We start from the raw sequence: 22,760 nt of genomic DNA on the forward strand, positions 1-22,760 counted from the left end.
AAAAATCATCGGGCGTGGTCTTGGGCAAACAGTCTAGTTACGCTTGAGATGGACGACGGTTTCGCAGTGGAAGGTTTGCGGGAACAGGTCGACCGGTGTGATCTTGACGGGGGAGAAGGTGCCTTTCTCGACAAAGCGCTTGAGGTCGCGTGCCAGGGTGGCCGGATCACAACTCACATAGGCGACATCGCGAGCGCTCGTGCTGGCGATGAGGTCGATGGCCTCGGGCGCCAGGCCCGCGCGCGGCGGGTCGACCACCAGGACATCGGCATCCTGGTCGGGGAACTCGCGCACGGCATCGCCGCCGATGACGCCGACGTTGTCGAGCTTGTTGATCTCGAGGTTACGGCGCAGGTCGCGCACGGCCGGACCGTAGGCTTCGACGGCGGCAACAAAGTCGCAGCGGCGGGCGAGCGGCAGGGTAAAGGTACCGGCACCGCAGTACAGGTCCACGGCCAGCTCGTCTTCCTGCGGGTCGAGGGCGTCCATAACGAGCTCAATCAAAATCTCGGCGCCCTTGGTATTGACTTGGAAAAACGATGGGGCGGACAGGCGCATCTGGCCGTCAGCGATGTTCTCGGTCCACGAGCCCTCACCGGCGAGCATCTCCACCTTAGAGACACGGCGGGCCTTCTTCTCGCCCTTGCTCATGACGCGCACGACGCTCGTGGGGTGCGCGGCGTCTGCCAGTACGCGTGAGACCTGTGAGCGCGGGAAGGAGCCTGTGGGTGTCCAAAGTGCGACCTCGAGTGCTTTGGTGCGACGTGAAGCGCGAATGCCCACGCGCTCCAGACCCAGGTCGTGGCTGCCGCTCAGATAGTTGAGCGCGCCGACGACCGATTTGAGCGCCTTGGGAAAACGCTTATCGAACAGCGGGCACGAATCGACGGTCACGATCTTGCTGGGGTCGATGCCGTGCATGCCAAGGCGAACACGGCCGTTAACGAGAGTGGGCTCCAGCTCAATCTTATTGCGGTAGCCCCAGTCGTCCTTGGTATGGCGGATAGGCTGGACAAGATCGTTGACCTGCTCGGGGGTGAACTTGCCAATGCGCTCGAGCGTGGAGCGCAGGTTTTGCTCTTTGGCGGCAAGCTGAGCGGAGCGCGATAGATTGCCCCACGAACAACCGCCGCAGATGCCCACGAAGGGGCAGGGGGGCTGAATGCGATCGGGACTCGGCTCCAGAATCTCGGTCGTGCGGGCGCGCATAAACGACTTGCCGTCCTGCACGATCTCGGCTTCGACGGTGTCGCCTGCCACAGCGCCCTGCACAAAGACGGCCTTGCCGTTGTCGGCATGTGCCAGACCGTCGGTGCCGTACGTCATCGATTCTATGGTGAGCTTCATATTCCTGCCTGTCATTCGCGTTGCTGTTCGCACCATGGTAGCAGGGAAAAGCGCCCCGCATCCGAGGCTTTCCTCAAATGCGGGGCGCTTCTACAAACTGCTTCTACAAACGTCTATTTCGTCTTGCCGGTAATGAGCGTCTTAAGGCCTAGGCCGATCAGGCCCAAGCCCATGCGCACGCGGCCAGGGCGATGGCGCTCGATGGCCTTGGCTTTGCCAGCGGGCTTCTCGCGGCGAGCGCTCTTCTCGGACGCGGGCTTGGCCGCCTGCGGTTGGGGCCGAGGGGCAGGTTCGGACTCAGGCTCGATAACGGTCGCTCGGACTTTCTGGACCTCGGGAGCGGTCGGCTGCGGCTCGGGCTCAGGCTGGGATGCGAGCGCGGGCTCTGCCTCGGTGGCGGCCTCGGCGTTGCGATAGGCACGTTCCAGCAGAGCTTCCTGCGAGTTGAAGGGCTTCTCGTCCTCTTTGCGCTCCACCGGAACCCAGGTGCCGTCACTCGTCAGGCTGCGTGCCTTCACGTTGTCGCGCAGCTGCATGCCCATGTACTCGTGCACCAGGGCGCGGCAGGTGGGGTCGAGCACGGGGAAGGCGATCTCCACGCGGTGCTCGGTGTTGCGCGTCATCATGTCTGCCGAGCTCAGATAGATCATGTCCGAGTCCACGCCAAAGGCATAGACGCGCGCATGCTCCAAAAAGCGTCCGACGATGGAGCGCACGTGCACGTTCTCGGTCTTGCCCGGAACACCGGGCTTGAGGCACGAGATGCCGCGAATGATCATGTCCACGCGCACGCCGGCACACGATGCCTCGGCAATCTTGTCGATGACCTCGCGGTCGGTAAGCGAGTTGAGCTTAAAGAACACGCGGGCGGGCTCGCCAACGAGGGCGCGCTGGATCTCGCGATCCAGGCCGCGCATGATGAGCGGCTTGAGGCCGACCGGCGCCACGCCCAGGAAGCGGTAGTCGCCGCGCAGGTTGCCCAGCGACAGGTTGCGGAAGAACAAGTTGGCGTCCTCGCCGATGCCGGGATGGGCGGTCATGAGCATAAAGTCGCTGTAGAGCTTGGCCGTCTTCTCGTTAAAGTTGCCGGTGCCCAACAGTGTCAGGCGTGTAAGCGCCATGCCCTCGCGATAGGTGAGCTGGCAGATCTTGGAGTGGCACTTAAAGCCCTCGGAGCCGTAGATAACGGTGCAGCCGGCCTCTTCCAAGCGCTCGGCCCACTCGATGTTGTTCTGCTCATCGAAGCGGGCGCGGAGCTCCATGAGCACCGTGACCTCTTTGCCGTTCTCGGCGGCATCGATCAGCGACTCGCACAGGCGGCTCTGCTTGGCCACGCGGTAGAGCGTGATACGCAGCGAGATGCACTCGGGGTCGTAGGCGGCCTCGTGCACCAGGTCCAGGAACGGGTTCATGGCCTCATAGGGATAAAAGAGCAGCTTGTCGTGCTGAAGTACCTGCTCGCGGATGGAGCGGGTCATATCGATGGTGGGGTTGGGCTGCGGCTTAAACGGCGTAAAGAGCAGCTCGTTGCGCAGGTGCTCGGGAATCTTACCCTCAATGCCAAAGACGTAGCCAAGGTCAAGGGGGATATCGCAGGTAAAGACCGAGCGGCGAGAAAGCTCGAGCGCCTTGCGGATGGTCTTGAGCGTTGGCTTTTCGAGTGAGCCCGATACGGCGAGCACCACCGGCTGCAGGCGCAGGCGCTTCTTGAGGATGCGCTTCATGTGCTGGCGGTAATCTTCCTCCTCCTCGACGCCCTCGCCGTCCGGGTCGATATCGGCATTGCGGGTGACGCGGATCAGCGCGCGATCCAGCGGCTTGTAGGAGCCAAAGCAACTGTCGAGGCAGGCGAGGATAACGTCTTCGAGCAAGATATAGGAGTAGGTGCCGGCGGGCGAGGGAATCTCGACCACGCGGTTCATCGAGGCGGGAATCTCGATCAGGCCGAGCAGGCTTTCCTCGTCGGTGACGCCGTCCAGGCCACAAGCCAGATAGAGCGCGCCGTTGCGCAGGTTGGGGAAGGGATGGCGCGGGTCAATGACCAGCGGTGAGATAACCGGCGACACGTAGGCCTGGAAGTAGCGGGTTACAAAGGTGCGCTCCTCGGGCGTAAGCGAATCGATGCGGGCGCGGTGAACGCCCAGGGTGTCGAGCTTGCCCTCGATGCTCTTAAAGATGGACTCCCAACGGGTAAGGAGCCCGGGCAGCTCTGCCATGACAGCATCGACCTGTTCGGAGGCGGTCATATTGCTCTTGTTGTCGACAGGCTGCTTTTTGAGCTCTGCCAGATCGGACAGGCCGCCCACGCGCACCATAAGGAATTCGTCGAGGTTGGACTCGAAAATCGACACGAACTTTAGACGCTCGAACAGCGGAACGGTTTCGTCGAAGGCTTCGTCAAGCACGCGGTTGTTAAAGCGCAGCCAGCTAAGCTCTCGGTTTTGCGTGTACGAGAAGTCGCGCGGCGGCTTGCGCAGCTTAGCGGCCTTTTGCTTCTTTTCGATTTTGCTCGGCATATGCATCTGTCCGTTCAGTCCCCGCAGGGGACGGTAGCCTAACTCTAATTCACTATTGTCTCAATTTAGTCGACCGCCGGCACGGACGTATCTCGTGAACGGTATCTTTACCTACTTCTTACGCTGACAAGCCGAAGCACTAACGTCCGGTGATTTGAGCAAGCGATCTATATCCTCACTCAACTGGTGAGAATGTATGAATAAGAATGATAGCAAGCTGAATATAATCGAATGTAGGTCGAATCGAGGGCAAGCGTCATTTATATGCAGAAAACCGTTTTCACTATGCAATTTTGAATCATGGATAACTTTGAGTGTTCAAGCTTGATTTCCTAGAAAAATAACGTTTACCTAGGAAAATCTGCTTTACGAAACTGAAGTGTATCATGGGAAATCATATGCGATATACCGTTCATCGTACTTTGCTGACCGTTCGGGGGCGAGGTAGCATTACGGATGGAATTTGGATATAACTAGAGCTGTCAGCAAGCAGCGTCCCATATGGAGGGGCGCTGATACATTCGGCCAGTAAGGCCCGAAAGAAAGGTAGGAGGCCATGACGAAAGGTCTGCACGTGCCTTCCGAGATCGGCAAGCTCAGGAAGGTCTGCCTGCACCGTCCCGGCGACGAGCTCCTCAACCTGCCGCCCGACGAGCTCGAGCGACTCCTGTTCGACGACGTCCCGTTCCTGGAGGTCGCACAGCAGGAGCACGACACCTTCGCCCAGATCCTGAGGGACCAGGGCGTGGAGGTCCTCTACCTCGAGAACCTCGTCGCCGAGGTGTTCGACCAGGTCCCCGGCGCCCGCGCCGAGTTCACCGACCAGTACATCGCCGAGGCCGGCATCCGCGGCCAGCACATGCCGCAGATCGTCCGCGAGAAGCTGGACTCCATCGAGGACAACCTCGAGTTCGTCAAGAAGACCATGGCCGGCATGACCAAGGCCGAGATCGACATGCCCCTCACGGCGTCCACGACCCTCGACTCCCTGGTCAACTCCGAGTCCGAGTCCGACCTGATCATCGACCCGATGCCTAACCTCTACTTCACCCGCGACCCGTTCGCGGTCGTCGGCGAGGGCGTCAACCTCAACCGCATGTACTCGGTCACCCGCAACCGCGAGACCCTGTACGGCAAGTACGTCTTCAAGTACCACCCCGACTACAAGGACGTCTCGCTGTACTTCCGCCGCGACTGCCAGTTCCACACCGAGGGCGGCGACGTGCTGAACATCAACGAGAAGACCCTCGACGTCGGCATCTCCCAGCGCACCCAGGCCGCCGCTATCGACGTCATGGCCCAGAACATCTTCTGGAACTCCGACTCCAAGGTCGAGCGCATCCTGGCCTTCGACATCCCGGTCTCGCGCGCCTTCATGCACCTCGACACGGTCTTCACCCAGATCGACGTCGATAAGTTCACGATCCACCCCGCCATCATGGGCACCCTGCGCGTCTACGAGCTGACCGCCGGCAAGAACCCGGGCGACGTGAACATCCGCCTGATCGAGGACACCCTCGAGCACGTCCTGGAGGACGCCACCGGCGTCGACCAGGTCAAGCTGATCCCCTGCGGCGGCGGCGACCCGATCGCGGCCTCCCGCGAGCAGTGGAACGACGGCTCCAACACCCTGTGCGTCGAGCCCGGCAAGATCTGCGTCTACGCCCGCAACACCGTCACCAACGACGTGCTGTACAAGGAGGGCCTGGACCTTCTCGTCGTGCCCTCCGCCGAGCTCTCCCGCGGCCGCGGCGGCCCGCGCTGCATGAGCATGCCCTTCTGGCGCGAGGACCTCTAAGGTCTTCAAGGACCCGTACAGGTCTTAATAAATACATCTAGCTGCCATTAGATGTCTCCCAATGGGGCGGTGCGGGTTTTCGCACCGCCCCATTCTTGTATGAGGAACGTCAACACGATTGGATGACTGCTTTTGTAAGGAGCTTGGCCATGGATATCAAGACAATCGGCGTTGAAGAGTGGCTCAACGTTTGGGAGAAGAGCGCCACGTGGGATATCGCCCAGTCGACGATCTCCTCGCTTACCATGGGCGAGCTGCGCGCGCTCGACGAGCAGGACGGCGCCACGTTCTATGAACGCCTGGACCGCGAGAAGATGAACTACGGCTGGATCGAGGGTTCGCCGGAGTTTAAGGCCGAGGTTGCCAAGCTGTATCGTCGCGAGGTCAATCCCGATCACATCCTGCAGACCAACGGCTGCACGGGTGCGAACCTCAACGCCATCATGGCCGTGGTCGAGCCCGGCGATCACGTGATTGCCGAGTGGCCTACCTATGCGCCGCTCTACGAGATCCCGCGTACGCTCGGCGCCGAGGTCGAGTACTGGGAGCTTCGCGAGGAACTCGGCTGGAAGCCCGATATCGAGGAACTCAAGCGCTTGGTGCGCCCCAACACGAAGCTCATCTGCATCAATAACGCATCGAACCCCATCGGAACGGTGCTCGATGCCGATGCGCTCGGCCAGATTGCTGAGATCGCCCGCTCGGTTGGCGCCTATGTGCTTTGCGACGAGGTGTACCTGCCGCTTGAGAACACCGAGGCCTTTATGTCGATGGCCGACGTGTACGAGAAGGCCATCGTCACCAACTCCGTGTCCAAGACCTATTCGACGCCCGCGGCCCGCGTGGGCTGGGTCGTGGCCGACGAAGAGGTGTCCAACCGCATACGCACCTATCGCGATTACACCATGATCTGCGGCGGCGTGTTCAACGACGCCTTGGCGACCTATGTGCTTGAGCACAAGGACAAGATTCTCAAGCGCAATCGCAAGATCGTGTTTGGAAACCGCGATATCGCGCAGGCTTGGATCGATACGCAGCACCGCGTTTTCTGGACGGCCCCGCAGGGCGTGTCCACCTCGTTTATCCAGCTTGATATTCCCGAGGACGACGAGGAGTTCTGCAAGCGCCTGCTGTCCGAGAGGGGAGTGCTGCTGGTACCCGGCAGCCGCTTTGAGCTTCCCTGCGGCGCACGCCTGGGCTACTGCGCGAGCGAGGACGTTCTGCGCGAGGGCCTGAGGCTTCTGGGCGAGGCACTGGCGGAGTTCGATCGCTAGGATTCCGACGGCTCTCAAAGCCGCTCAAATCTGTCTACGATTATCGATAACAGTCCCGTTTCCCAAGAGGGGAGCGGGTCTGTTTTTCTATACCGAGAAGTCAAGTTGTTACAAATGAGGCCGTAAGGCGAGCCGGTATTCGATGGGTCTTATACTGAGCTTCCGGTGAACGGTATCAAGTGTCTGGTAAACGGTAATTTGTTACCAGAAATGAATAGGACAAACTTTTTTCTGAATAAAAATGAAAATGGTTGAGACGCGGTATGAATCGCTAATTCTATTCATAGCTTTATTGGAAATATGCAATTTGAGGGTTGTTTAATAAAGTTAAGTTCCATTTGTTATTTGGATTGAAAACGCGTTTAAGCACGTAAATAAACTTTATTAAATCAAAGTGTGCCATGCGTGAAGTATATGTGTATGCCGTTCACCCCTCATATAAAACCGTTCGGGGGCGAGGTGGAAGTATGAACTGATTTTGGATATAAATATGTCGTCAGCAATAACGCCTCACACGGAGGGGCGCTAACGAATCGGCCCTGACAGGGGCCCGAAAGAAAGGTAGGAGGCCATGACGAAAGGTCTGCACGTGCCTTCCGAGATCGGCAAGCTCAGGAAGGTCTGCCTGCACCGTCCCGGCGACGAGCTCCTCAACCTGCCGCCCGACGAGCTCGAGCGACTCCTGTTCGACGACGTCCCGTTCCTGGAGGTCGCACAGCAGGAGCACGACACCTTCGCCCAGATCCTGAGGGACCAGGGCGTGGAGGTCCTCTACCTCGAGAACCTCGTCGCCGAGGTGTTCGACCAGGTCCCCGGCGCCCGCGCCGAGTTCACCGACCAGTACATCGCCGAGGCCGGCATCCGCGGCCAGCACATGCCGCAGATCGTCCGCGAGAAGCTGGACTCCATCGAGGACAACCTCGAGTTCGTCAAGAAGACCATGGCCGGCATGACCAAGGCCGAGATCGACATGCCCCTCACGGCGTCCACGACCCTCGACTCCCTGGTCAACTCCGAGTCCGAGTCCGACCTGATCATCGACCCGATGCCTAACCTCTACTTCACCCGCGACCCGTTCGCGGTCGTCGGCGAGGGCGTCAACCTCAACCGCATGTACTCGGTCACCCGCAACCGCGAGACCCTGTACGGCAAGTACGTCTTCAAGTACCACCCCGACTACAAGGACGTCTCGCTGTACTTCCGCCGCGACTGCCAGTTCCACACCGAGGGCGGCGACGTGCTGAACATCAACGAGAAGACCCTCGCCGTCGGCATCTCCCAGCGCACCCAGGCCGCCGCTATCGACGTCATGGCCCAGAACATCTTCTGGAACTCCGACTCCAAGGTCGAGCGCATCCTGGCCTTCGACATCCCGGTCTCGCGCGCCTTCATGCACCTCGACACGGTCTTCACCCAGATCGACGTCGATAAGTTCACGATCCACCCCGCCATCATGGGCACCCTGCGCGTCTACGAGCTGACCGCCGGCAAGAACCCGGGCGACGTGAACATCCGCCTGATCGAGGACACCCTCGAGCACGTCCTGGAGGACGCCACCGGCGTCGACCAGGTCAAGCTGATCCCCTGCGGCGGCGGCGACCCGATCGCGGCCTCCCGCGAGCAGTGGAACGACGGCTCCAACACCCTGTGCGTCGAGCCCGGCAAGATCTGCGTCTACGCCCGCAACACCGTCACCAACGACGTGCTGTACAAGGAGGGCCTGGACCTTCTCGTCGTGCCCTCCGCCGAGCTCTCCCGCGGCCGCGGCGGCCCGCGCTGCATGAGCATGCCCTTCTGGCGCGAGGACCTCTAAGTCTTTCCGTTTCCGGTGCGGTCCCCCTACAACCGCACCGGTTTCGCCCGTCAAACGGGCAACACTAATACTTACGTAATTCATTTTTTCGAAAGGAAACGAACCATGGGTGTTAACCTCTCCGGCCGTAGCTTCCTCAAGCTTCTCGACCTCACCACCGAGGAGATCGAGTACCTGCTCAAGCTTTCCAAGAACTTCAAGGACATGAAGCGCGCTGGCGTTCCGCACCGCTATCTCGAGGGCAAGAACATCGTTCTGCTCTTCCAGAAGACCTCCACTCGTACCCGCTGCGCCTTCGAGGTCGGCGGCATGGATCTGGGCATGGGCGTCACCTACCTCGATCCCGGTTCGTCGCAGATGGGCAAGAAGGAGTCCATTGAGGACACCGCCCGCGTTCTCGGCCGCATGTATGACGGCATCGAGTTCCGTGGCTTTGCCCAGGACGACGTCGAGGAGCTCGCTGCTAAGTCCGGCGTGCCCGTGTGGAACGGCCTGACCACTGAGTGGCACCCCACCCAGATGCTCGCCGACATCCTGACCGTCCAGGAGAACTTCAACTACGACATCAAGGGCAAGACCCTCGTCTTCATGGGTGACTGCAAGAACAACGTTGCTCGCTCCCTCATGGTTGTCTGCTCCAAGCTCGGCATGAACTTCGTGGCCTGCGGCCCCGAGGAGTGCATGCCCGCCGACGACGTCATCGAGGCCTGCAAGCCCATCGCCGAGGCCAACGGCTGCACCATCAAGCTGACCACCGACGTCAAGGACGGCGTCACCGGTGCCGACGTTATCTACACCGACGTGTGGGTCTCCATGGGCGAGCCCGACGAGGTCTGGGCCGAGCGCATCGCTCAGCTCACCCCGTATCGCGTTACCTCCGAGGTCATGGCTATGGCCAACCCGGGTGCCATCTTCCTGCACTGCCTGCCCAGCTTCCACGACACCAACACCACGATTGGCGCCGAGAAGTGCGAGCAGTTCGGCATCACCGAGCAGGAGGTCACCGACGAGGTCTTCGAGAGCCCCGCTTCCAAGGTCTTCGACGAGGCCGAGAACCGCATGCACACCATCAAGGCTGTTATGTACGCCACGCTCAAGTAAGAGCATCTAGCATCTCGCTCGGGGTGTCTTGCTGCACACCCCGAGCGGCTTTGTCTGGTAAATATCTCGCGTCGGGCGGTGGGCACGGCACGGAAGATCCGCTTCGCGCGAGAAAGTTAAATGATTTATGAAGGGGGGATGAGAACCATGACTGAGACCGCTAAGAAAAAGCGCGGTATGCCTTCATCGTTCACCATTCTTCTAGCTCTGCTGGCAATTGTTGCAGTGATTACCGTTATCGTCTCCGGCACGTCCGGCGGCGCGGTTACCGCAGCCCGTCTGAGCGATTTCTGCACCGCCCCGATCCTGGGCTTCGCTGACGCTCTGCCCGTCTGCCTCTTCGTTATGATCCTGGGCGGCTTCCTCGGCATGATGACCGAGACCGGCGCCCTGGACAACGGCATCGCCGTTCTGGTGCAGAAGCTTAAGGGCAACGAGATTATGCTCATTCCCGTGCTGATGCTCATCTTCTCCCTCGGTGGCACCACCTATGGTATGTGCGAGGAGACCGTTCCCTTCTACGCCCTGCTCGCCGCTACCATGATGGCCGCTGGCTTCGACCCCATGGTCGGTGCCGCTACCGTCCTGCTCGGCGCTGGCTGCGGCTGCCTGGGCTCCACGGTTAACCCGTTCGCCGTCGGCGCTGCCGTCGACGCTCTGACCGGCGTTGGCATTGAGGTCAACCAGTCCATCATCATCGGCCTCGGTGCCGTCCTGTGGATTGTCACTACCGCTATGTCCATCTTCTTCGTGATGAACTATGCCAAGAAGGTCAAGGCTGACAAGGGTTCCACCATCCTGTCGATGCAGGAGCTCAAGGACGCCGAAGAGGCTCACGGCAAGGCTGCTTCCGAGGTCCACAAGGAGGTCAAGCTCACCGGTCGTCAGAAGGGTGTTCTGATCGCCTTCGCCTTCACCTTCGTCGTCATGATCGTCGGCTTCATCCCGCTGGCCGACCTCAACGAGGGCGTCGCCAACTTCTTCGACGCTGGCGCTGTCTACGATGCCGACGGTAACGCCGTCGTCCAGGGCTGGTCTGCCCTGATCACCGGCCTGCCCATTGGCCAGTGGTACTTCGACGAGGCTTCCACCTGGTTCTTCCTCATGGCCGTCCTGATCGGTATCATCGGAGGCCTGTCCGAGAAGCAGATCGTCAACACCTTCATCACCGGCGCTGCCGACATGATGTCCGTTGTTCTCGTCATCGCCCTCGCCCGTGGTATCTCCGTCCTCATGGCTAACACCGGCCTCGACGTCTACGTCCTCGACGCTGCCGCCAATGCTCTGGCTGGCCTGTCCGGCGTGATCTTCGCTCCCATGAGCTTCCTGGTCTACTTCGGCCTGTCCTTCCTGATTCCCTCGACCTCTGGTATGGCTACCGTCTCCATGCCCATCATGGGACCGCTGGCTGTTAAGCTCGGCTTCTCGCCCGAGGTCATGGTCATGATCTTCTCCGCTGCTATCGGTGTCGTGAACCTGTTCACCCCGACCTCCGGTGCCATCATGGGCGGTCTCGCCCTGGCCAAGATCGAGTGGACGACCTGGCTCAAGTTTGCCCTTAAGCTCATCGTCGCGCTCTCCGTCGTCTGCGCCGTCATCCTGACCGTCGCCTGCGTGCTGCTCTAAGTACCCAACGGGTACCCCACGGAAACCTTGACGATCCTGTAAAGGATCACCTGGTCATCGTCTGTCCGGTGGGGTCAACCCACCGGTAGACTCCTACCTTTAGCCCCCTCCCGTTCCGTGCGCGGGAGGGGGCGACTTGCGTTCCGGCGTTTTACCAAACGCCGGAACCACTCGACGCTGCAAGCCCGCCAGAGCGGCAATCTGACGTTCAATCGTCGGGCATGGCCAAAAGGCCTATGCCCTCCTCTTTCACGTCACCTTGCTCGCTCTGGCGGGCTTTCGCTGACTTATGCTCAACCTGCGACGTTCCCCTTGTTGGTGCTGGGGGCAGATTGCTCGCTCTGGCGGTCGCTCGTTGACTTTGGCTCTGCCTGTGACGTTTCCATTGTTGGTGCGGAGTGACTTGGTCATTGCTTCAAATTAGCTACCCCGGGTCCCCGGTGGTTGCGGTAGGCGTGTTTGGTTGGTGCCTGTTGATGGCCTGGGCATCGGGGAGGGTCTGCTCCGTTATAATCGCCTAGGACATTAAATGGAAACGGGACGGGAGCCATACATGCGCCAGGGTTTCGACAACGCGAAGTATATCGAGCTGCAGGCTGCTCACATTAAGGAGCGCATCTCGCAGTTTGGCGGCAAGCTCTATTTGGAGTTTGGCGGCAAGCTGTTTGACGACTATCATGCGAGCCGTGTGCTGCCGGGTTTTGAACCGGACAGCAAGTTCCGCATGCTCAAGAGCATTGCCGATGATGTTGAGGTCATCATCGCAATCAATGCAAACCATATCGAGAAGAACAAGGCCCGTGGCGACCTGGGCATTACCTATGACGAGGACGTCTTGCGCCTGGTCGACCTGTTCCGCGGCAATGGTTTTGCTGTCGCGGCCGTGGTTATCACGCAGTATGCCGGTCAGCCCGCTGCCGACGTCTTCCGCAATCGTCTGAATGCACTCGGCATTCCCGCCAAGCTGCACTATCCCATTGAGGGCTATCCGCACGACGTCGATCTGATCGTTTCTGACGAAGGCTACGGCAAGAACGAGTTCGTCGAGACCACGCGTCCGCTCGTTGTCGTGACGGCGCCCGGTCCTGGCTCGGGCAAGCTCGCCACCTGCCTCTCGCAGCTGTATCACGAGCATAAGCATGGCACCGCCGCCGGTTATGCCAAGTTTGAGACCTTCCCGGTCTGGAATCTTCCCCTGACGCATCCGGTCAATATTGCCTACGAGGCCGCTACGGCGGACCTCGACGATGCCAACATCATCGATTCCTTTCACCTTGAGGCCTACAACAAGACCACGGTCAACTACAACCGCGACGTCGAGGCCTTCCCGGTGGTCCGTGCCCTGATGGAAAAGATCCTAGGCAAGAGCCCCTACCAGAGTCCCACGGACATGGGCGTCAATATGGTCGGCTTTGCCATCACCGATGACGATGCCTGCCGCGACGCTTCCAAGATGGAGATCGTCCGCCGCTACTTTACCGCGGTCGAAAATGTGCGCCGTACCGGCGTGGGCGATGAGCAGGTCGACCGTCTCAAGATTATTATGAAGAAGGCCGGCATCGATAAGAACTACTCACCGGCGCGCTCGGCGGCCCTAACCAGGGAGCAGTTGACGGGTGGTCCCGTGGGCGCCATGGTCATGCCGGACGGTTCCGTGGTGACCGGTAAGACCTCCACGCGCCTGGGCGCCGCAAGTTCGCTCATTATGAACGCTCTCAAGCATGTTTCGGGCGTCGATCTTGAGCTCGAGGTCATCAGCGACGAGGCGATCGAGCCCATCAGCAAGCTCAAGACGCATTTCCTGGGCAGCAAAAACCCGCGCCTTCACACCGACGAGACGCTTATGGCGCTGTCGATCACCTCGGCTACGAGCGAGACGGCCGCTCGTGTCCTTTCGGGCTTGGAACAGCTGCGTGGCTGCGATGCCTTCTTTAGCGTGATTATCTCGCCGACGGACGAGACGGTGCTGCGCAAACTGGGCATCAACGTGTGCTGCGAGCCCAAGTTTGAGCGCCGCGGTTTCTTCCATCGCTAAGTTTGAAGCGCAGCGGTAATTGCATTGCATTTTGGCCGTATCGGGTTAGCGCCCGGTACGGCTTTTTGATCAATTAAGCGTCTATTTCGTCGAAAAATAGCCGTTTACCTGCCTGGAAACGATTTGAGCGGTATAAAATAACTGTAACTGTTTCATCCTTAGCTGGATGCCGCATGATGGATATTACCTGCCATCGTGAGGTGTGTCGGTCGTGCACGGCGCGCCGGATGCTCGTGCTCGGTTAGAGGAGGCTGCCATGGCGGGCAAGGGTCGTGCGAGTGTCAACGATATGAAGCGTGTCGAAGTGCTGGTGTTGATGGAGATCGCCCAACAATCCGAAAGTGGCGGGACATATGGTTTCTCGCGCAAAACGCTTGCGGAGCACGTTGGGGTGTCTCCGTATCGAGCCCGTGCCGCAATTGAACGCTTGGATTCTGACGGCTTGATCGAGGTCGTTTCGCGATATAGCGAGGACGGCGGCCAGCTTGCAAATGGTATTTGCCTTACCGAGCGCGGCGGGTGGTATCTGAGAGGCATCCGAGCGGGTATGCTCGTTCAGGATATGCTCGAGGACGAGCTTGCCGATCGGTAGCGATCTGCCGCCTAAGTTGCTGTGACGCCGCTCAGGTTCCGGGCGGCGTTTTGTTTCGAGATTGAGAAATGCAAGCACTTTGGTGAAAAATGGCGAGCTGCTTCTTTCTCAAGTATTACAATGAAGACCCGTAAGATGTGTATGGACAACTTCTACGGGAAGCGCAGGTAACTCAATATGACCAAGCATGTGTTCGTAACCGGTGGCGTGGTTTCGTCCCTAGGCAAGGGTATTACCGCGGCCTCATTGGGCCGTCTGCTCAAGTCACGCGGCTACAAGGTAACGATGCAGAAGGCCGACCCGTATCTGAACGTCGACCCCGGTACCATGAGCCCGTTCCAGCACGGTGAGGTCTTTGTGACCGAGGACGGCTACGAGTCCGATCTGGACCTGGGCCACTACGAGCGCTTTATTGACGAGAACCTGACCCGCGATTCTAACTTTACGACGGGCGCTATTTACAAGAGCCTGATTGCCCGCGAGCGCCGCGGTGACTTTTTGGGCGGCACCGTCCAGGTGATTCCGCACGTTACCAATGCCATCAAGGACAAATTCCGCCGCATCGAGGAGCAGACCGGCTCCGACGTTGTCATTACCGAGCTGGGCGGCACGATCGGCGACATCGAGTCGCAGCCGTTTGTGGAGGCTATCCGCCAGTACCGCAAGGAGGCCGGTCCCGAGAACGTCTGCTACATCCACGTGTCGCTCGTTCCCTATATCGCCGCTGCACACGAGGTTAAGACCAAGCCCACGCAGCACTCCGTCAAGGAGCTGCGCAGCTTTGGTATCCAGCCCGACATTATTGTGCTGCGCTCCGATCACCATATTGACGACGCCATTCGCGGCAAGATCGCAAGCTTCTGTGACGTCGACACCGACTGTGTCTTTACCAACGAGGACTGCGCGAGCATTTACGACGTGCCGCAGCTGCTCGCCGAGCAGGACTTTGACCTGCGCATTTGCGAGCGACTTGGCCTCGATCCGCGTGAGCGCGATATGAGCGAATGGAATGAGTTCCTGCGCAAGCAAAACCATGCCAACCATCACGCCGATAAGGTTAAGGTTGCCGTCGTGGGAAAGTACACCCAGCTTCCCGATGCATATCTGTCGGTTATCGAGGCCCTGCATCACGCGGGCGTTTTCTACGATCGTCACGTAGATGTGCAGCTGGTCGATGGTGAGAGCCTCGATGCCGAAAACGTCAATGAGGTTCTGGGCGACGCATCGGGCATCCTGGTTCCCGGCGGCTTTGGCAAGCGCGCCCTGGAGGGCAAGATCCTCGCGGCAGAGTTTGCTCGCGAGCACAAGATTCCGTATCTGGGCATTTGCCTGGGTATGCAGGTTGCCGTGTGCGAGTTTGCCCGCAACGTCGTCGGTCTTGCCGGCGCCAGCTCCTCCGAGTTTGACCCGGACGGTCCGTTTAGCGTAATCGACCTGATGAGCTCGCAGGAGGACGTGACCGAGAAGGGCGGCACCATGCGCCTGGGTGCCTATCCGTGCAAGCTCGCTGCCGGTACTCTCGCGCGTGAGGCGTATGGCGAGGAACTTGTCTACGAGCGTCACCGTCACCGTTTTGAGTTCAACAATGCCTTCCGCGATCAGCTTGAGGACGTCGGTCTTGTCATCTCGGGCCTTTCACCCGACGAGCGTCTGGTCGAGATGGTCGAGCTGCCGCGCGACGTGCACCCGTGGTACGTGGCCACTCAGGCTCACCCCGAGTTCAAGAGCCGCCCCACCAATCCTCAGCCGCTGTTCCGTGAGTTCGTGCGCGCCTCGATTGGTCAGCATGAGGGTGTCGATCGCCTACAGGTGACGCCCATGAATCTTGCGACGGACTAAGGTTGCCATCGAACAGGGAACATATCGAAGAGGCTCCTTCGTCGTTCGCTGTGGCGGCGGGGGAGTTTCTTGATTACCTTGCAGTCGAGCGGGGCTTGGCGCGCAACACGATTGCCGCCTATCGCCGAGACCTGACGACTTACTGTGCCTATCTGGAGCGGACGGGCATTGCATCCTTTGAGGATGTGAGCCGGCGGGTCATCGAGGACTTTGTCGCGGATCGGCGCGACGGGGGCTATTCCGACGCTTCGGTGGAGCGCGCACTCGCGGCCGTCAAAGGCTTGCATGCCTTTTTGGTGCGCGATGGGGCTGTGGCCCAAAATCCCACGGCGGCATTGCGTTTGCCAAAAAAGGCCGAGCGCCTGCCGGAGTGCCTTTCGGTGGAGGATGTTTCGGCATTGCTCGACCAGGATTTTCCGGATAGCGAGATGGGCCTGCGCGATCACGCCATCTTGGAAGTGCTGTATGGGTGCGGCCTTCGCGTGAGCGAGCTGGTGGGGCTCGATGTGAGTGATATCCATGTCGATGACGGCTTTGTGCTGGTTCGCGGCAAGGGCTCCAAGGAGCGTCTGGCCCCGTTGGTGGGAAGTGCGGCGCGTGCCCTGACGCACTTTATATGTGATGGCCGTCAGCCTCTGGCGGCTCACGCCCGCGGGGCGGGGACGCCGGCGGTCTTTTTAAACAAGAACGGCGGGCGCCTGTCGCGTCAGGGTGTTCACGCCATATGCGAGCGCTATGGGCGCCAGGTGGGGTTGGTGGGCCTCCATCCGCACACGTTGCGCCACTCCTTTGCCACTCACATGCTTGCGGGCGGTGCGGACCTTCGCGTGTTGCAGGAGATCTTGGGGCACGCCGATATATCGACCACGCAGGTCTACACGCATGTCGATCGTACGCAGCTGGCCGAGGTTTACCTGGCGGCCCACCCGCTGGCGCATCGCTAATACGCTGCCGACCTGCAATTACATGCTATCCGAGGACGGACTCTCGATTGCTGGAACGTGCTGTTGCGCACGTTTTGGCAGTCGGGGGTCCGTCCCATTTTGCGCCATCGGCCAATGGCACGGTGGGGTGCACATGGCGCGCGTGGGGGAGTTTGGGGGCGATGTGAACGGCGTGTAAAGAGGTCTAAAATTCGCCTCAAGGTCAACTTGAAGGTTGAGGTTGAAAGGCGGGGTGCTACAGGTGGCATCCCGCCTTTGTGTTAAACACAACATATTGTGTTTTCGAACATATGCTCGGGGGTGGCGCCCAATAGTTAGGGGGTGGAGTAGTGGGGTAGGGTGGGGGAAGGGGTGGGGAAAGGTGTTGAAAAATGGGGCGGTTCCCCATATTATTAATGACGTCGACAGGCGGGGTGGTTCCCCGCGTACGTGCCATCTGAGTAACCGAGGGGAGGGCGCACATGGGAATGACTGGTGCATACGAGCGCAATCTCGATGCAAAAGGTCGTCTGTCCCTGCCTGCACCCCTTCGCGAGGAACTTGGAGAGCACGTTCGCGTGTTCAAAGCCCTGGATGTCGATGCTCTGTACGTGTTCTCTGCCGAGGCCTTCGATAAGTGGGTCGAAGGACTCTTCGCGGGTCGCGAGGGCCACGAGGGTTTTAACCCGCGTGACATCAACGACCAGAAGCTCATGAGGGCGATCAACAAGCGTACCACGTCGATGGATGTGGACAGCGCCGGTCGTATCGGTCTTTCTGAGTCTCTCCGCAAGCAGGCGAACCTCGACCGCGAGGTGACGGTTGTGGGCAACTACGACCACCTTGAGGTTTGGGACCGCGCCGCGGCCGATGAGGACGATGACGACGAGGCCCTGCTTGACCTCTTCTTCTCGTAAGGGCAAGGCACGAGTAACGGATGGAGCGTGGGATCTTGACACAAGAATATCGGCATGAACCTGTCATGCTCGGCGAAGTGCTTGAGTCGCTGCAGCTAAAGAGCGGCTCCGTTGTCTGCGATTGCACCCTTGGCGGTGCCGGCCATTCGGTAAAGATGGCCGCGCAGGTGGGGGAGACGGGCCTTTTGCTCGGCGTCGATCAGGATGACATGGCCCTCGAGGCCGCTGGCGCCCGTCTGGACCGCGAGGTTCCCGGCGTCCCGCACCAGCTGCTGAAGGGCAACTTCGGCGACTTGGACGAGCTGCTTTGCTCGGCCGAGGTGCCTGGGGTCGATGGCTTTCTGTTTGACTTGGGCGTTTCGTCACCGCAACTCGATATCCCTGGCAGGGGCTTTTCGTATAACGAGGATGCCCCATTAGACATGCGGATGGATCCGGGTAATAACACCTTAAACGCAGCTGAGGTCATCAATACCTATAACGAACACGACCTCGCCCGGATTCTACGCGTCTATGGCGAAGAGAAGTTTGCCTCGCAGATTGCACGCGAAATCGTGCGCCGTCGCGAGCAAGAACCGATCGAAACCACCGGTCAGTTTGTCGAGATCATCAAGGCGGGAATACCTGCTGCCGCTCGTCGGCATGGTGGGCACCCTGCCAAGAAAAGTTTCCAGGCCATTCGCATCGAGGTCAACCACGAGCTCGATGTGCTCGAGAGAGGGCTTGACGCCGCCACCAGGTGGCTCAACCCGGGCGGGCGTATTTGCGTCATCTCGTATCACTCGCTCGAGGACCGTATCGTAAAGAACCACTTTAAGGAGATGAGCCAGGGGTGCACGTGCCCGCCGGAGATTCCGGTGTGCGTGTGCGGCAACGTGCCGATACTCAAGGTCATCACCCGCAAACCCTTGGTTGCCCAACCCGATGAGGTTGCGCGCAACCCTCGGGCGAGATCAGCCAAAATCCGCGTGGCGCAGCGCCTGTAGGCGCGACCGCGCGAAATTGGACCTCCCGCTCGCACCATAAACGAAGCTTAAACACACTACCAACGTACTCGGGATGGGAGGCGGCATATCATGGGCTATAACACCTCAAACGCAGCGCTCGCCTATGATATGAACGCCATGCCCGCCTACCGCGAGGCACCGCAGGCGCCCGCTGCCCCTCGTGAGCGGCGCACACCGCGTTTTGATGTCTACACGGGCGCGGGCCGTCAGGCAAACCAGGCGGTAAGCCCGGTTTTCATGAGCGTTCTTAAAACGGTTTGCATCATTGCGGCTATCTTCATGACGATCGGTGTCGCACGCGTGGCACTTGCCGGTGTTACGGCCCAGGTGCTCAACGGCAACGCAGAGCTTACCAACACGCTCGAGAAGGCGACCGACGAGAGTTCTGACCTTGAGGTCATGCATTCGGTCTATGGTGCCGACACGCGCATTCGCGATCTTGCGGGTGCCTATGGCATGGTGGAGCCCAGCGAGAGCGTTACGCTTGACTTTTCGCAGGATGCAGCCGCGGGCGCTCGCTCGACTGCGGCCGCTCAGTAAATAAGACGGTAGCTGAGTATGACAAATGACTATCGCCGCGGTTCCGACGGGAGCCACGGGTCTGGACGTCCCTCCTCGCGGGGACGTTCTGGTTATCAAGGAACGGGTCGGCCATCTTACAACGCGGGGCCGTCCCATGGCAACGACCCTGCGTCGCGTCTTCGTGGCTCGGGCGGACCTCGGGTGCGCAATACGGGCGCGCGCAAGGGGGCGTCGTCTGAATGGGTTACGGGAACGCCGCTGCCTCGCCGCGATGTCGTTATGGGCTGTATTGGGGTTGGCCTTGCCGCGGGCGTCTTCCGTCTTGCCGAATACCAGATCGTGAATGCTGACAAGCTGCGCGAGCGTGCGGACGCGCGTCGCCTGCTCTCACAGACGCTCTATGCCAAACGCGGCACTATCTACGACCGCAACGGCAACGTGCTGACGTCGTCGGTCGAATGCCGCAATGTCGCTGTGAACCCTCAGCTTGTCGAGGACGTCGACAAGACAGTCTCGGCGCTGGTCAAGGCCACCGGTATCGATAAAAAGACCTGCCGCAAGCTGGTGCTGTCTGATGGTTCCTGGGTGTATATCAAGCGCCAGGTCGACGAGGATGACGCAGCCGCCCTGGAAAAGAAGAATCTACCCGGCGTGCTCTTTGAGCAGGCCATGAAGCGGGTTTACCCGTATGGAAACCTGGCTTCTCAGGTGCTGGGCATCGTGAATGTGGACAACGTTGGCCTGACGGGACTCGAAAAACAATACAATGAGCTTCTGACTGGAACGAACGGCTCTCTTGTGCGCGAGCGCGCAAGAGATGGCGGCTATATCGCGGGCGGTGCCTATAAAAAGGTTGCCGCGGTCGATGGCGTGGACATTGTGACGACGATCGACGTCAACATTCAGCGCGCGGCGGAAGATGCCTTGGCCGAAGCGGTTGAGAAGACGAAGGCAAAAAACGGTTCGGCCCTGGTGACTGACCCGACGACTGGAGAGATCCTGGCCGCTTGCTCGTATCCGACCTATGACCAGACCGATTTGGAAAACGCCAAGACCGAGGATATGAACCTTCGTCTGGTGACGGATGCCTACGAGCCCGGTTCGGTCTTTAAGACGTTGGTGGCGGGCGCCGGATTTGATTTGGGCGTTGTACGCACGAGCACATCGTTTGAGGTTCCGGCGAGCATCAAGGTGGGCGGCGATACCGTTTCCGATGCCGACAAACGTGATTACGCCATGACAATGGACGTACGCGAGATGATGCGTCGTTCGTCCAATGTCGGTTTTGTTTTGGTGGGGCGCAAGATTGGTGCCGATGATTTTGCGTCCTACGTGGACAAATGGGGCATTGGACACAGCTCGGGTGTCGATTTTCCGGGCGAGAGTTTGGGTATTGTCAAGAAACGTGATCAGTATGATGGTGCCACCTTGGGTGCGATGAGCTTTGGCCAGGCGCTGTCCGTGTCGCCGATTGAGGTCGCGCGTGCCGTGGGCGGTATTGCCAACGGCGGCGTGATGATGACGCCGCACTTCTATAAGTCCAGCAAGGGCGATGAAAAGGATTGGGGCGAGGGCGATCGCGCGATTTCCGAGGAGGCCGCCTCGCAGGTGACATCGTGTATGCAGACAGTCGTTGCCGAGGGAACGGGCGATGGCGGTGCGGTGGACGGTTACGACGTGGCGGGCAAGACCGGTACGGCCGAGCGCGCCGATGAGAACGGCGGCTACCTCAAAGATAATTACATGTCGTCCTTTATGGGATTTGCCCCGGCGCAGTCGCCCAAGGTTCTGTGCTACATCACCCTCGACGGAACCCCAGCTAGCTCGCATGCCGCCGCGGTGCCGTTCCAGTCCATTATGGCCAACGCGCTTGACGTGCTGGGTATCCCGCGCACCAAGTAGGGGGTTACAAACTACGGAATGGCCAGTCGGTTAATCCGGGGTGTTCACACGCCCTGCACCACGCATAGGTTGCGCTGGGATACAATACGCCGATAGCATTATTAGGTTTACAGGGGAGCTGCAATGATAGAGATCGCCGTCAACAACCTCGCGGCCGCAACAGGGGCCCGAACCGTGACGGGAGAAGCCGATCGGGTATGCCGCGGCTGCGTTATCGACTCACGCCAGGTTGAGGAGGGCACGATATTCGTCGCCTTCCCGGGCGAAAAGGTCGACGGCAACGACTTTGCTTCCTGTGCCATCGAGTCGGGTGCCGGCGCCGTCGTGATGACACGCGAGCCCGATGCCGAGCTGCTTTCGCTGGCCCATGAGAAGGGCTGCGCCATCCTGCATGCCGATGACCCCGAGGAGTTTTTGCTTCGTCTGGCTCACGCTTATCGTTTGGAGCTTGGCTGCCTGGTGATTGGCATCACCGGTTCTATCGGCAAGACGACGACCAAGGACGTGCTCGCCGCGGTGCTCGCCAAGCGCTATCGCGTTTGGGCCACCAAGGGCAACTATAACAACCTGATCGGTATGCCGCTTACGGTACTGGCGGCCCCTGCCGATACCGAGGTTCTGGTGCTCGAGATGGGCATGAACCATTTCCATGAAATTGAACGCCTGTCTCAGTCTGCCAATCCTAACCTTGCCGTCGTGACCAAGATCGGTACCTCCCATATCGGTATCCTGGGCAGTCGTGAGAATATCGCTCGTGCCAAGTCGGAGATTGTTGGCGGCATGTGCGCCGCCGGCGACCTTCTCCCGTTACTGGTTTTGGGTGGTGAGGACGACTTTACTCCGTTCATCCGTGACACCTTCGCCGGGCCTGCGGGCATCGACGTGATGCTTGCGGGCGTCTCGGACGACGATGAGGTCCGTGCGCGCGACATTCGCATTGACGACGAGGGGCGCCCGGTCTTTACGCTCGATTTTGGCTCGGGCGAGACCATTGACACCCTGCTTGCCATTCCCGGCGTGCAGTCCGTTCCCAATGCCGTCAAGGCCGCGGCGGTTGCCCATCGCCTTGGCGTGACGCCCGAGCAGATCGATTCCGCCTTTAGGGGTCTCACGATTACCGGGCATCGTCAGGAGATCAAGCGCGCCAAGAGCGGCGCCCGCGTCATCGACGACTCATATAACGCCAGCGCCGAATCGATGGCGGCGGGCCTCGACCTGCTGTGCTCGCTTTCGTGCATGGGTTCGCGCATGGCCGTTTTGGGAGAGATGGGAGAGATGGGCGACGAGGCCCCTCGCATGCATGAGCTGGTGGGCGCCTATGCGGCGGCCAAGAAGCTCGATATGCTCGCATGTGTCGGTGGTGAGCTTGCCCGGCGTATGGCCGAGGCCGCGCGCATGATGGGTATGGACGAGGACCGCATCCAGGTGTTCTCCGACTATCAGCAGGTGCTCGACCATATGGGCGGCGCACTTGAGAAGCATGATGTCGTGCTGGTCAAGGGCTCCCGCTTCGTTGAACTCGATCGCTTTGTGGAAGGTGTGTGCTAG

General features: G+C 59.9%; 16 protein-coding genes. 14 read left to right on the top strand and 2 right to left on the bottom strand.

The window, feature by feature from the left end; translation table 11 throughout:
- Positions 1–33: 33 nt before the first annotated feature.
- On the bottom strand, positions 34–1,362 hold the full coding sequence (gene rlmD, locus V2391_RS00630; RefSeq protein ID WP_329737851.1) for a 23S rRNA (uracil(1939)-C(5))-methyltransferase RlmD: 1,329 nt from the start codon (positions 1,360–1,362) through the stop codon (positions 34–36).
- A gap of 98 nt (positions 1,363–1,460) precedes the next feature.
- Positions 1,461–3,863, bottom strand: coding sequence for a polyphosphate kinase 1 (ppk1, locus tag V2391_RS00635; RefSeq protein ID WP_329737852.1), 2,403 nt, complete (start codon positions 3,861–3,863; stop codon positions 1,461–1,463).
- Between the two features lie 556 nt (positions 3,864–4,419).
- Here ppk1 and arcA (V2391_RS00640) point away from each other — a divergent pair.
- The 14 genes from arcA (V2391_RS00640) (at position 4,420) to V2391_RS00705 (ending at position 22,760) form a co-directional block, all read left to right on the top strand.
- Positions 4,420–5,661 carry an arginine deiminase gene (arcA, locus tag V2391_RS00640; RefSeq protein ID WP_329737853.1) on the top strand — a complete coding sequence of 414 codons (1,242 nt, stop codon included), beginning with the start codon at positions 4,420–4,422 and terminating at the stop codon, positions 5,659–5,661.
- A gap of 149 nt (positions 5,662–5,810) precedes the next feature.
- Positions 5,811–6,935 carry an aminotransferase gene (locus tag V2391_RS00645; protein WP_329737854.1) on the top strand — a complete coding sequence of 375 codons (1,125 nt, stop codon included), beginning with the start codon at positions 5,811–5,813 and terminating at the stop codon, positions 6,933–6,935.
- A gap of 571 nt (positions 6,936–7,506) precedes the next feature.
- Positions 7,507–8,748: an arginine deiminase gene (gene arcA, locus V2391_RS00650; RefSeq protein WP_099431519.1), complete on the top strand. Its 1,242-nt coding sequence runs from the start codon at positions 7,507–7,509 to the stop codon at positions 8,746–8,748.
- Positions 8,749–8,853: 105 nt separating this feature from the next.
- Entirely contained in the window at positions 8,854–9,849 is a 996-nt protein-coding gene (gene argF / locus V2391_RS00655; RefSeq protein WP_006234279.1) for an ornithine carbamoyltransferase, read from the top strand.
- Positions 9,850–9,987: 138 nt separating this feature from the next.
- On the top strand, positions 9,988–11,475 hold the full coding sequence (locus V2391_RS00660; RefSeq protein ID WP_438861074.1) for a YfcC family protein: 1,488 nt from the start codon (positions 9,988–9,990) through the stop codon (positions 11,473–11,475).
- A gap of 553 nt (positions 11,476–12,028) precedes the next feature.
- Positions 12,029–13,510, top strand: a complete 1,482-nt coding sequence (locus tag V2391_RS00665) for a DUF1846 domain-containing protein (protein ID WP_022094206.1) — start codon at positions 12,029–12,031, stop codon at positions 13,508–13,510.
- A 256-nt stretch (positions 13,511–13,766) separates the two neighbouring features.
- Positions 13,767–14,102: a hypothetical protein gene (locus V2391_RS00670; RefSeq protein WP_329737856.1), complete on the top strand. Its 336-nt coding sequence runs from the start codon at positions 13,767–13,769 to the stop codon at positions 14,100–14,102.
- A gap of 177 nt (positions 14,103–14,279) precedes the next feature.
- Positions 14,280–15,941, top strand: coding sequence for a CTP synthase (locus V2391_RS00675; RefSeq protein WP_329737857.1), 1,662 nt, complete (start codon positions 14,280–14,282; stop codon positions 15,939–15,941).
- A gap of 2 nt (positions 15,942–15,943) precedes the next feature.
- Positions 15,944–16,885 carry a site-specific tyrosine recombinase XerD gene (gene xerD / locus V2391_RS00680; RefSeq protein WP_329737858.1) on the top strand — a complete coding sequence of 314 codons (942 nt, stop codon included), beginning with the start codon at positions 15,944–15,946 and terminating at the stop codon, positions 16,883–16,885.
- Positions 16,886–17,346: 461 nt separating this feature from the next.
- Positions 17,347–17,781: a division/cell wall cluster transcriptional repressor MraZ gene (locus tag V2391_RS00685; protein ID WP_006234269.1), complete on the top strand. Its 435-nt coding sequence runs from the start codon at positions 17,347–17,349 to the stop codon at positions 17,779–17,781.
- A 20-nt stretch (positions 17,782–17,801) separates the two neighbouring features.
- Positions 17,802–18,767, top strand: coding sequence for a 16S rRNA (cytosine(1402)-N(4))-methyltransferase RsmH (rsmH, locus tag V2391_RS00690; RefSeq protein ID WP_117840379.1), 966 nt, complete (start codon positions 17,802–17,804; stop codon positions 18,765–18,767).
- A 90-nt stretch (positions 18,768–18,857) separates the two neighbouring features.
- Positions 18,858–19,328, top strand: coding sequence for a hypothetical protein (locus tag V2391_RS00695; RefSeq protein ID WP_329737859.1), 471 nt, complete (start codon positions 18,858–18,860; stop codon positions 19,326–19,328).
- A 183-nt stretch (positions 19,329–19,511) separates the two neighbouring features.
- Positions 19,512–21,212, top strand: coding sequence for a peptidoglycan D,D-transpeptidase FtsI family protein (locus V2391_RS00700; protein ID WP_329737860.1), 1,701 nt, complete (start codon positions 19,512–19,514; stop codon positions 21,210–21,212).
- Positions 21,213–21,335: 123 nt separating this feature from the next.
- A complete protein-coding gene (locus V2391_RS00705; protein WP_329737861.1) occupies positions 21,336–22,760 on the top strand; it encodes a UDP-N-acetylmuramoyl-tripeptide--D-alanyl-D-alanine ligase in 1,425 nt (474 codons plus the stop codon).

It is taken from the genome of Collinsella sp. CM84Y_54 (assembly GCF_036317945.1).
Classification (GTDB): Bacteria; Actinomycetota; Coriobacteriia; order Coriobacteriales; family Coriobacteriaceae; genus Collinsella.